Here is an 11679-nt window from a genome sequence, read left to right as displayed (position 1 = left end):
GTGTTTGGGGAACCTCAGTTTCGCGCGGTCGAGCCGACCGCCAGGTTCGGTTGACGATGAACTACCCCTACTTGAATAGAATGCCATCTGTCGATTTGGCCGGGCACATACTAATGTGGACCGATGGATGATGCAAAACGAATCCTTGGATATTCCCTCATCGGCGGCGGTGAAGCTGGCGACATTATTCGACGAATGGACTGGGGAGCAACGCTTCTGGGACCTCTCCCTGACTGGCCAGTAGAGCTGAAGGCGAACGTCCAGACCATTTTGACGTCTCCGGTTCCCCATGGTGGTGCTCTGGGTCCTGAGGGCGTCCTTATCTACAACGACGTCTATGCGGAAATGTGGGGACCGCGCCACCCAGCTACTTTCGGTGGAACGCTACTCGAGGTCTAGCCCGAAGCCGCCGACTTTAACGCAATAGTGATTGCAGCCGGATTGAGTGGTGAATCGCTGAGCTTCCATTCCCAGGAGCTGGAGCTCTGGAGACATGACAGGGCTGAGCGGGTTTGGATGGACCTGGAGTACCTACCAATACGAGACGGCACCGGCGAGCCGATCGGCTCCTTGGCAATAGTCTTCGATATCACCCAGCGCGTGCTCGCCGCGCGCCGGCTTGCACAAAGTGAGGAACTATATCGGTTCCTCGACGATCTTGGTCAGGCTGTCGCCAGCCTGTATGATGCCGATGAAGTTCTCGCCGTGACGACGCGCATCGCCGCTGCACATCTGCGGCTTTCAAACTGCGCTTATGCCGATGGATCCTGATCAGGACGGCTCCACCGGCTGCGGCAGTTCCGACATTGCGCGCGGTGGACGACGTCGAATACCGGACGATCGGCAAGGAAGATGAGATTGTCCGCTGCGTCGCAGCCAAGGGGCGTGACGTATTTGAGGGCGACCGCTGTCTACGGGTCATCGGAACCGATCGACATTACCGAACGCAATAAGACCGAGCTCGCCTTACGCGACCTGAACGAGACGTTGGAAGCTCGGTAGCGGAGGGGCTCGCGGAACGCAAACTCCTGGCCGATGTCGTCGAAAACACGACAGCGATCATCTTTGTGGCAGATCGAAACTTCCGTTGGCTTGCTATGAACAAGGCGGCAAGCAAAGCTTTCGGACACGTCTACGGCGTACGCCCACTTGTCGGAGCGTCTATGCTGGATGTGCTCAATCATCTCCCGAGCATCGCGAGCATGTGCGGCGCACCTGGTCTCGCGCACTTGAGGGCGAAGAGTTCACGCTGCTGGAGGAATTCGGAGACGACTATTTCTCGACACGCTGGTTCGAACTCAATTTCAACGTGCTGAGAGGCGCTACGGGCCGTCAGATCGGCGCTTACCAGATCGTGTACGACGTCACCGAGCGCTTGGCCGAGCAGCGACGCCTAGCGGATGCCGAGGAACAGCTTCGACAAGCGCAGAAGGTCAAGGCGTTCGGTCAGCTGACTGGCGGTATCGCTGATGATTTCAATAACTTGCTGGCGCCCATCATTGGCTCTCTCGACATGTTGGTGCGTAGACAGATAGGAAACGACCGAGAGCGCAAGCTGATTGTCGACGCGTTACAGTCGGTCGACCGCGCCCGGACTCTTGTACAGCGGCTTCTGGCGTTCGCTCGGCGACAGCCGCTGCAGCCGACCGCGATCGACGTCAAGACGCTCGTAGCTGGCATGGGCGAATTGATCCGCAGTACGACAGGCCCACAGATCCAGGATGTCATGGAAGCTCCTGACGATCTGCCGGCTGCCCGTGCCGACCACAATCAGGTCGAAATGGCACTCCTTAACCTCAGCGTGAATGCGAGGAATCGGATGCCTATGGGTGGCACAATGCGGATCAGTGCGAGTTCTCGGGAAATCTTTGCCGGTGAACAGGGCAATCTGAAGCCCGGCCGCTACGTGACAATCTCGGTCGAGGGAACCGGCGAGGGCATGAGCAAGGAAACTATGGCGCGCGTTCACCGCGGTCTACGACGTGCAGATAATAATCCCCCTGTCATTCCCTGCGTCTTTGCCTGGCTTACCCCACCAAGGCTGTAGATGGACTGCAGCCGAGAGCACCGCCCCGTTTCGGCGCGGATCAGCCAGGTTCGCTAACATTGTAACAATTGCTTTAGGTCTTCATACACCCGCCAGAAGTATACTGAAAATATTCAAAAGGTTTAACCTGCGGGAGCCAATGATGAGGCAAGCACTTCTTGCGCGGTTCGCGAAGGACCGAGCCGGTAATTTCGGTATCATGGCGGCTGCAATCCTTCCCGTCCTGCTGGCGGTCGGCGGCGTCGCGGTCGATCTGACCAACGTGATGGAACAGAAGAACAAGCTGCAGGCGCTTGCCGACGGTGCCACACTCGCCGCTGCGGCCACCATGGCCGACAAGGGTACAATGACTGCTGCGGAAGCTCAGACGCTCGCAAAGAGCTTTGTACTTGGCCCCATGAAAGCGGACATCCGCAACTCTGGCCTCCCGACTGCCGAACAGGATGCAGCAATCGCCAAGCTTGAGCAGGATACCTCGGCGCTCGCAATCATATCGACGACCTCGAACACCGCCGCCAGCTATGAAGTCAGCATGAGGTCCGGCTATGATGTACCTCTGAGCGGATTGACGGCGCTGCTCGGCTTCACGACCATGCGTGTGGCCGTCGAAAGCAAGTCCGCCAGCGGCCGCGAAGGCAATGCGCTTTCCATGTATCTGGCGCTGGATGAGTCCGGCTCGATGGCTTGGGACACAACGACAGTCGATGCAGTCAACCCGACCAAGCAGGAAACCTACGACTGCAGCAACAACTGGAAGCCGAAAACCTGCACCAGGACCGTGACGAACTATTTGTCCAAGATGCTGTCGCTGAAGACCGCGGCCGCTGTGATGTTCGCAGAGCTCAAGAAAGCCGATCCCAACAGCGAACTCATCCGCGTCGGCGCCGACAGCTACGACGACAAGACCAAGGCCGAGCAGTCGATCCAATGGGGCACCGGCTCCGTCCAGACCTATGTCAACAACCTGCCTGCGGTTCCGGATGGCGGGACCGACGCCAGCGGCGCGATGACCAATGCCTACAACGCGCTGAAGGCCGCCAACACCACTGAAAAGACGGCGCACGACAGCAAGAAGAACACGACTTTCGAGCGTTTTATCGTGCTGATGACCGATGGCGAGATGACCGGCAACAGTTCGAGTTGGAACCAGACGCTCGATACCAAGGTGCGCACTCAGTGCCAGACGGCCAAGACCGACGGCATCAAGATCTACACGATTGCCTTCATGGCTCCGGCAAACGGCAAGAGCCTGCTCGAATACTGCTCAAGCGGCGCCGGGTATTACTACGAGCCGAACAATATGACGGCGCTTGTCGAGAGCTTCGGCGAGATCGCCCGTAAGGCAGCCAGGACCGGTACCCGCCTGACCAACTGACCTGCGACAGGCTGTCTAGCCTGGACAATCCAAGGAGGGCTGGAACCCCGTAGCCGTTGACGGCTACGGGGTTTTCATATTCAGCAGGAGCTTCCGCGGGCTCGGCGCCTCTCTTATTTCCGGTCGAACGTGGCTTCGCCGCCGCGACACGTCAACCTGCACTTCGCCATTTAGTTGTTCCGCATGCACAGCGACCCGGTGCAATTGACGTTCCGACCGAGAACCTCCAATGCGTTCCGACCACAGTCGTTGACCGATGTTGCTGGATCGAGCCAGGCAGCCTGGGCATCGCGTTCGAGGATGGCGAACTGCCGGTCCTGATAGGGCGCGGTATCGAGTCCGGGTTCCGTCGTCACCATCATGAACGCTTCGCCAACATCAGGCATGTCGCGCGGAAGGATCGAGCTCCTCGGTCTTTCCGCCGATGATAGCGGCCGACAGACTTCTCACTTCACGTATAGGTGTGAGTTATAAGCATGGAGAAATTGGTTTGAATCTTAATTTTGTTGTTTACCGCTTGCTAATATTGATCTTTGCAGGGCACTGGTGCCGCGATGAGATCGGGAGGTCAGATGAACAATATTTCGATTATTGGAAAGTTCTTTGCAATTATGGCTCTATTTGGAGTGTTTGCACTCGGCGCTGCCGGCTACGCTGGGATGCAGATAAAAGCGATTGATGCGAGCTACGGCAAATTGCTCGGCGGCGAGGCCGCAGCTTCCACATATATCGCCCGGGCAAACCGGGCTATGCAGAATTCGCGAGCGGCAATCGGTGACCTTCTCATGATGCGCTCCGCAGAGCAGAATGCGGCTGCAACTAGAGAATTAGAGGCCGCCACGAGATCCTTCGTTCAGTTCATGGACCAAGCGGCCGAAAGGATGCCAGCAAATGCCCAAATCCCTTCGTTGAAGGCCGAGGGATTAAAGATCCTTACAGAGAGTTGTGCACGCTCGGTAAAGCTCGCTAATACGGCGACGGCCACTGAGGAGGTTCTAGCATCGCAGTTGGTCTTTCTAAACGAATGCCAGCCGCAGTTCGTGATCATGTCGCCGAAGATGACCCAAGCCGTTACCGACATGGATAACCTGCGCGATGTTCGATCCGACGTTCTGACTGACAAGTCGAATTCGACTGCCCTGATCACCATTTTTGGCATGATCGTGGGCATGATCGTTGTCCTTTCGGTCGGGTTCGCCTCGATCCGTAAGTGGCTGGTTGCGCCTATCCGACGTCTTGCATCGATCATGGAACTATTGGCCAATGGAGACCTTTCTCCCCAAGTACTGGGTGCGGAACGGCGCGACGAAGTGGGCGCGATGGTAAAAGCCGTTGTCGTTTTCAAAGAGAATGGGCTGAGGGCGAAAGCTCTGGAAGACGAGGCGGTTCAGTCGCGTAACCTGAGCGAAACGGAGCGCCAGCGGGTAGCTGCAGCTGACCGAAAGCGGGCGGAAGAGATGGCCGCCGCGACCAATGGTCTTGCTGAAGGTCTTAAACAACTGTCGAGCGGCAATCTCGGGTTCGAACTCAATTCCCCGTTTGCGCCGGATTTTGAGGGGTTGCGTTCGGACTTTAACTCCGCCGTCGCCCGGCTCCGCGATACACTTGTGCAGGTCGCCAATTCCACGAGCGGTATCGATTCTGGGTCGCGAGAGCTGAGCATTAGCGCCAATGACCTGTCCAAGCGCACAGAACAGCAGGCTGCCGCGCTCGAAGAAACGGCAGCTGCGTTGGATCAGATCACAACAAATGTTTCTCAGTCTTCGCAGCGCACCGAGGAAGCCCGTACCGTTGCTAACGAGGCCCGGCAGGCTGCTGATCGCTCGGGGGACGTGGTGTCCAATGCCGTTGGCGCAATGCAGCGGATCGAGACTTCGTCCAGACAGATCTCCAACATTATCGGCGTAATCGACGAAATCGCGTTCCAGACTAACCTGCTTGCCTTGAATGCCGGCGTGGAGGCAGCCCGGGCAGGAGAGGCTGGCAAAGGTTTCGCAGTTGTCGCGCAGGAGGTCCGGGAACTCGCGCAACGTTCTGCGCAGGCCGCTAAGGAAATAAAAGAACTAATCCGTACGTCTGCGGCGGAAGTAGAAGGCGGTGTTAAGCTCGTTTCGGATACCGGTGACGCCTTGAAGGTGATCGGTAACTATGTGATCTCGATCAACGGCCAGCTGGATGCCATCGCCACCTCAGCCAAAGAACAGTCGATAGGGCTTGCGGAAGTGAACACCGCCGTCAACCAAATGGACCAGGTCACGCAACAGAATGCCGCCATGGTGGAAGAGGCAACGGCAGCTAGTTCCGCGCTTGCTTCTGAAGCCTCTAAGCTCAGAGAATTGGTGGCGATGTTTGACTTGAAGGGTTCTATTCGTTCACCCTTCACACCCGCGGTGGCTCAACCGGATCACAAACCTGTTCCGTCTGCTGCCCGACGGCTGATGGGCAGGGTGGCGACAGCTGTGGGCGGCCGTGCGAATGGAGCTGCCGCGTCCGCGGATTGGCAAGATTTCTGACCGATCCGGACTGATGGAACATTAGCAAGGTCGGCCATAGTTCGCTACTCGGAAAGGGCGCTCCTCGGCGCCCTTTCTTCTAAACAAAATAAACTCCACCTCCGGTGGAGGACTGGACAAGTTCTACATAGTGATTAGAGACCTCCGCGCCTGAACGCTAGTCTGGCCCAAACATCGAACTGTTGGGCAGGGATCGATGACTGCTGCGCTATGAACTGGCGCGGCAATGGGGCCGGGACAGCCGGTTCTTTCCCTGGCGCCAGGGCCTCGGTGCTTGGCGTTCGGCAACAAAGCGGGAATGGACGGCCCAGGGCGAGAGCCGGGCCAAGATTCTAAACGCCAGCAACAATCGGGGAGGACTTTGCTGCTGACCTAATATTAGAGAGCCGCGATTAACGAAATGCCGCGGACGTCAGATAGCTCTTACCGTCTGCGGCCGTTATCCGGAATTTCCGGACAACTGAGTTTTTCTTCAATTTCTTCAGAGCGATACAGGTTTTGAAGGTACTCACTAATCGTCTTTGTGCTGACCCTGACAAGGTCGGCCATCTGGCCTTTTGCAAGCATTCAACCGTCAAAAGATCGATTTGTCCACGGGTGGTTTAGAACTCGCAGACTACGACCTCGGAACCCTTTGTCATTTCCTCCGTTCAAAACCAGGATGCGCGCAAGCCGTCTTGGGAGGCTAACGCCGCGCACCGGGAGCCCTGCCCGGTCCCTAACTGGCAGGGCTTCTTTGTGGTCCCCACCCCTTCCAATTAGTCCCTTCAGAGCCCGCTCCAGGTCACGGGCATCCCGGCATAGCGGAACCATCGCAAAGTCAGATTGTTACTGGCCTAAGCATAATCGAGGTACGCAATCATGAATCATACTCCCGACAAGCCGGTTGGCAAAACCTCGGCTCCTGTCACGGAAAGCCGGATCGAGGCGAGGCAAGGCCGAAGCGGACGACCGGTTTTGGTCGTGTTAATATGTGGCCTGACGCTTGCGACAGTCGCTTGGGGAGCCGCTGAATGGTGGGGCGAGGCAACTGATGCGCCCACGGAGAACACTGCCACTCCTCCCGCCGGCAGCAACGTTCCAGCCGCGCAAAACCACACGCTGTCAAACAGTGCCACACCTGTAACGGGGGGCAATACCGCACCAACCGACCGAACCACACATCCGCAAAGCGGAACTGGCGGACCATCTCCGACGAATGCACCATCGGGGAGCACGACAAACACTCCTCGGCCATAACATCCCCAACAGAAGCCGGCGTCCCATGAGCTGGCAGAAGCCGACAGGGACGCTCAGAAGAAAAAACTTAGCTGGAGCTCACTCGTAAAGACTAGGCGGTCTTGCCGTATCTCGACGACGAGACGCCGGAGCGGCTCTACATTTAGATGGGCGGGTTCGACTCCGTTAGGCAGGCTCAGTAACGAGCTGTTAAGCGTACGCCTTCCTAAAGCTCTCGCACCCGGAACGGCGGTATACGAACGACGTTTGCCTCGGCAAGTCGGAGAGGCATATGGACGTTTGGTGTTTCTGGGGCGCTGCCGGGCTGCAGCTTTGGTTCGGTTTCTATCTCATTCGTAAAAACTTTCATGGCGGGAGGATGCATGCAGAGAAGATAGGATACGCCCGTACTCAAAGACCAGGCGATCAAGCGACTTCGCCGACTTGAGATTATTGAGAGGCTCCTGGATTTCGACTTAGCTTGTCAAAGTCAGTATGCCGATAAAATCGCAGTAGAGCGACAACGACCCACCGTCCGGATAGATGAACAGAGAGACCGTTCATGACGTTACAGCGGCTCGACCTTGAAACGATGCTCGCTGAAATCGGCCGGGCCGGGCCCATAATCAGCGGCAGCACCGCAGCACTGGTTGCCGCACAACTCGGCACCGCGATGGTCCGGATGGCTCTGGTGGTTTCGCATAGGCATGGCAGCGATACCGATATGTTGGTCGAGCGCCTCGACTCCATTCTCTCCGAGATCAAGAAGGCGGCCGAGAAAGACCGGGTTGCTTCGTCTGCTCTCATTGGTGCGTATCACGAGAGTTCTGACCAGGACGCTCGAAGGCTAGCGCTGATCAGGGCAACACGTGAGCCCCTCGCCGCCGCCCACTGTCTGACCGAACTCCTGGAACTGCTGACCGAGGCCTGCGAGGGCATCAACGAAATCGTGGCAAGTGACTTCTATGGCGGCGTGGAACTGATCAGCGGAGCGTTCCGCGCAGTTTTTATGGCCGTCGAAAGTAATCTGGACCACGATGCGGAGCAGCTGCGCACCCGCACCTCCTATAATCGGTCCAGTCTCGTTGCCCGGTTTGATGTGGCGATAGAATTCTTGCGGCGAAAAGGATCGTTATCGCGTGGGCCATAGTTCACGTAACCACCCTGTCGGCCCATGGAACGGGCACCCCCTTGATGTTGTTGCAGCATAATAAAATTGAGAGACACACATCATGGCTGGACCTAGTGATAAGTGGACGCAACCGGTCGAAGCAAACCTGAGTCGCGGAGGAAAGACAGCAGTGGCTGGCCTGTTCGGGGGCCTTGCGCGCTGACCGGCTCGTTGCCCCGTCAACAGAGCTTGACTTTCTTTAACACACGTAGCGCATGCCGTGGTGCGCTTGCTGGGCACACTGCCGCGAAGCGGGGTCATGTTGGTCTTGACCGAAGTCTCATCGACAAAGACGAGGCGGCCAGGGCTCTGGTGCATCGCTGGCTGGCAAACTTCACCACTCATCGCGCTCCTGGATTTTAGTCGAAGCGGTGGATGGTCTCTTGCGGAGCTGAGTTTTGCCGAAGTCCGTGGACACGTCTGCAAGGAGATTCTTGCCGGCATTTGCGGTGTCGCTGTGGGCAGCATCCGATTCTGTGACGTGTTGCGATCGGGAAATGACACCGCCATTCCCAGCAGTCTCGCTAGGCCCATGCTGAACAGCAATTCTGCCCCACGAATGAAGTCGCTGTGCTGAAGACCCATCTCATCTGCGAGGAAGCCGCAAAACTGACCAAACCTCATGACGCCATCCCTCCGCACACGATCCCGTAACCCCCGGAGAAAGCTTGCATTCTCGGCGAATACTTTCGAGGCTGCGAAAATCCACGCCCGTTACCTCGCTGATCTGCTTTCCGTAATGGCGTCTTCTTCTTCTGAACTTTTTTGCTCGTATTCGCGTTTTGAGGCCGTCATCGCAATTCGGCCACCAGAGGTTCCGCCTTGATTTCCGCGACCAGCTTGAACACTAAAAACTGTCTTCTGACGAAGCTGCCTCGAGAGGCTGTAGAGATCATTGAACCACTTCTTGCGCCGGTCATCTTGAAACAGAACGATGTGTTGTTCGAGGCCTTCCGGCCTATTGAGTACGTCTACTTCTTCGATGAGGGTCTTTCGTCCGAGATCGCAGTCAACAAGTCACAAAGGATCGAAGTCGGCTGTATCGGAGGCGAGGGTTTGTCAGGGCTGCCGGCGATTTTAGGAGTTGACCGAACCCCCCATCGAAGCTTCATGCAGGTCGGAGGCCGGGCGCTTCGGATCAAATCCTCGGACTTGCTCTCCGCAATGGAAAGAAGCGGGGCGTTGCGACAGCTTCTTCTGCGCTACGCGCACGTCTTCATGATCCAGGTCGCAGCCACGGCCCTTGCCAATGGGCGCTACCATGTCAACCAGCGGCTGGCACGTTGGCTGCTGATGTGCCACGATCGTCTCGGCGACCAGCTGCCTCTGACGCACGATTTTCTCGCCTTGATGCTCGGAGTGCGGCGGCCGAGCGTGACCGATGCTCTTCATATCCTCGAGGGAGAACATCTGATCCGTGCAGGCCGGAGCCTTATTTCGGTGAGAGATCGAAGTGGCCTTGAACTGGCTGCTGGCGAAGCCTACGGCATTCCAGAACGAGAGTACCGCCGACTGATCGGAAGCTGTGGTGGTGATTGTATCAACTGACCCCTGTGGGTTGGGTTAGCCAGTGTCCGCTTCGGAAGCCTCGTGAAGGATTGGAAGGACGGCAATGGCAACCCGAGCATGCCGGTGGTGGCGGCCGACCTGCCACCGATATCGACAATGGCGCTGCACAGGCTGAAAGCGCTGATTGAAAGCCAAGGGATGATCTGATGAATGTCGCCCTGTTGGTTCCTCAGGTCTGGAAAGTCGTTAAACCGACGACATTGAGCGATCTAGGCCCGCATGTACATGGTCACGGTGGCCGGCTCTGCGCTGGGGACAGCGTTTGGCTTCTTGCGGTGGGAGTGGCCCATCATGTTGGCTAACGCCGCGCGCTTCTGCCTGGCCGGCTTCGTTCTACTGATGAATATGCATACCTGATCGCCGGTCGAATGACGCCTGCTCCCATACGCTTTTCCCTTCCTGCTGATCTAATTGGATCCGATGGGAACTAGAAGGCACTCCGGAGGTTTGCCAAGGTATAACATGCACAGGGAATATGCGTCCCGTACCGACGCTGCTTCGGCATAGCGTACTAACTTTCACCACCCGTATCCGGGCAGAATGCACGGCTGTTTCGTAAATTCAATGAAGGGATCATCATGAAAGCTCTATGCTGGCACGGCAAAGGCGATATCCGCTGCGATAGCGTTCCGGAACCGACAATCGAAGACGGCCGCGATGTTATCATCAAGATGACAGCTTGCGCGATCTGCGGCTCCGACCTGCATCTCATGGATGGCTACATACCCTTCATGGAAAAAGGCGACATTCTCGGCCACGAGTTCATGGGCGAAGTGGTCGAGGTCGGTCGCGACAACAAAAAGCTGAAGGTCGGGGACCGGGTCGTCGTTCCGTTCACCATCTGCTGCGGCGAGTGCCAGCAGTGCCTCAAGGGCAACTGGTCGGTCTGCGAACGGACCAACCGCAATGCCGAGAATGCGACGAAAGCCTTCGGTTATTCCACGGCAGGGCTGTTCGGATATTCTCATCTGACCGGGGCCTATGCCGGCGGCCAGGCGGAGTATGTCCGTGTGCCTTACGCCGACGTCTCGCCGATCATCATTCCGAATGGCATGAGCGACGAACAAGCGCTATTCCTCGGCGATATTTTCCCGACAGGCTGGATGGCCGCTGCCAATTGCGAGATCGAACCGTCCGACATCGTAGCGATCTGGGGCTGTGGCCCGGTTGGTCAGTTCTGCATCAAGAGCGCCCTGATGCAGGGCGCGGCGCGCGTCATCGCGATAGACAATGTGCCAGAGCGCCTTGCGCTTGCTCAGCAGGCCGGTGCAGAAATCATCAATTTCGACGACGAGGACGCGACCATTCCTTACCGGATCAAGGAAATGACCGACGGTCACGGTGCGGACAAATGCATCGATGCGGTGGGCGCCGAGTCCCACGCCACCGCATCGTTCGATGCCATTGTCGATAAGGTGAAGGCCGCCACGCTTCTCGGCACCGACCGCCCACACGTCCTGCGCACCGCGATCATGGCCTGCCGGCCGGGCGGCATCGTATCCGTTCCCGGCGTCTATGGCGGCTTCCTCGACAAGGTCCCATTCGGCGCGGCGATGAACAAGGGATTGACGATCCGCACCGGCCAGACCCATGTCAACCGCTACTCGCTCGACCTCTTGCGCCGCATCGAGGAGGGGGAAATCGACCCAAGTTTCATCATTACCCACCGGGCAAAGCTCGAGGACGGACCTGCCCTCTACGAAACCTTCCGAGACAAGAAGGACAACTGCATCAAAGTCGTGCTGACGGCCTAAAACGATGGAGACGACGCCGAGCCTTTAAACAA

9 protein-coding genes are annotated in these 11679 nt (G+C 57.5%); 8 read left to right on the top strand and 1 reads right to left on the bottom strand.

The window, feature by feature from the left end; translation table 11 throughout:
• Window positions 1-516: 516 nt before the first annotated feature.
• The 3 genes from ACSQ8R_RS23700 to ACSQ8R_RS23690 all read left to right on the top strand — a co-directional run bounded on the left by ACSQ8R_RS23700 (window position 517) and on the right by ACSQ8R_RS23690 (window position 3422).
• Window positions 517-771 (top strand): hypothetical protein, encoded by a 255-nt coding sequence (locus ACSQ8R_RS23700; protein ID WP_436255821.1) that lies wholly within the window; start codon window positions 517-519, stop codon window positions 769-771.
• Window positions 772-1087: 316 nt separating this feature from the next.
• Window positions 1088-2047 (top strand): PAS domain-containing protein, encoded by a 960-nt coding sequence (locus tag ACSQ8R_RS23695; protein ID WP_436255820.1) that lies wholly within the window; start codon window positions 1088-1090, stop codon window positions 2045-2047.
• Between the two features lie 142 nt (window positions 2048-2189).
• The gene (locus ACSQ8R_RS23690) at window positions 2190-3422 is read left to right on the top strand and encodes a vWA domain-containing protein (protein WP_436255819.1); all 1233 of its coding nucleotides are present in this window, start codon (window positions 2190-2192) and stop codon (window positions 3420-3422) included.
• 170 nt (window positions 3423-3592) lie between these two features.
• Here the strand turns inward: ACSQ8R_RS23690 and ACSQ8R_RS23685 are convergent, their stop codons facing one another.
• On the bottom strand, window positions 3593-3784 hold the full coding sequence (locus tag ACSQ8R_RS23685) for a hypothetical protein (RefSeq protein WP_436255818.1): 192 nt from the start codon (window positions 3782-3784) through the stop codon (window positions 3593-3595).
• Window positions 3785-3994: 210 nt separating this feature from the next.
• Between ACSQ8R_RS23685 and ACSQ8R_RS23680 the strand changes: the two genes are divergently transcribed.
• The 5 genes from ACSQ8R_RS23680 (at window position 3995) to ACSQ8R_RS23660 (ending at window position 11647) form a co-directional block, all read left to right on the top strand.
• Complete coding sequence (locus ACSQ8R_RS23680; protein WP_436255817.1) at window positions 3995-5935, top strand: methyl-accepting chemotaxis protein; 1941 nt, start codon at window positions 3995-3997, stop codon at window positions 5933-5935.
• A gap of 1780 nt (window positions 5936-7715) precedes the next feature.
• Window positions 7716-8303: a cyclodeaminase/cyclohydrolase family protein gene (locus ACSQ8R_RS23675; RefSeq protein ID WP_436255816.1), complete on the top strand. Its 588-nt coding sequence runs from the start codon at window positions 7716-7718 to the stop codon at window positions 8301-8303.
• Between the two features lie 843 nt (window positions 8304-9146).
• Entirely contained in the window at window positions 9147-9872 is a 726-nt protein-coding gene (locus ACSQ8R_RS23670) for a Crp/Fnr family transcriptional regulator (protein WP_436255815.1), read from the top strand.
• Window positions 9873-9914: 42 nt separating this feature from the next.
• A complete protein-coding gene (locus ACSQ8R_RS23665; protein ID WP_436255814.1) occupies window positions 9915-10040 on the top strand; it encodes a hypothetical protein in 126 nt (41 codons plus the stop codon).
• 431 nt (window positions 10041-10471) lie between these two features.
• A complete protein-coding gene (locus ACSQ8R_RS23660) occupies window positions 10472-11647 on the top strand; it encodes a zinc-dependent alcohol dehydrogenase (protein WP_436255813.1) in 1176 nt (391 codons plus the stop codon).
• Window positions 11648-11679: the final 32 nt, after the last annotated feature.

Source organism: Neorhizobium sp. LjRoot104, assembly GCF_964253725.1.
Taxonomy (GTDB): domain Bacteria; phylum Pseudomonadota; class Alphaproteobacteria; order Rhizobiales; family Rhizobiaceae; genus Neorhizobium.
This window is presented reverse-complemented; position numbering and strand designations above follow the sequence as displayed.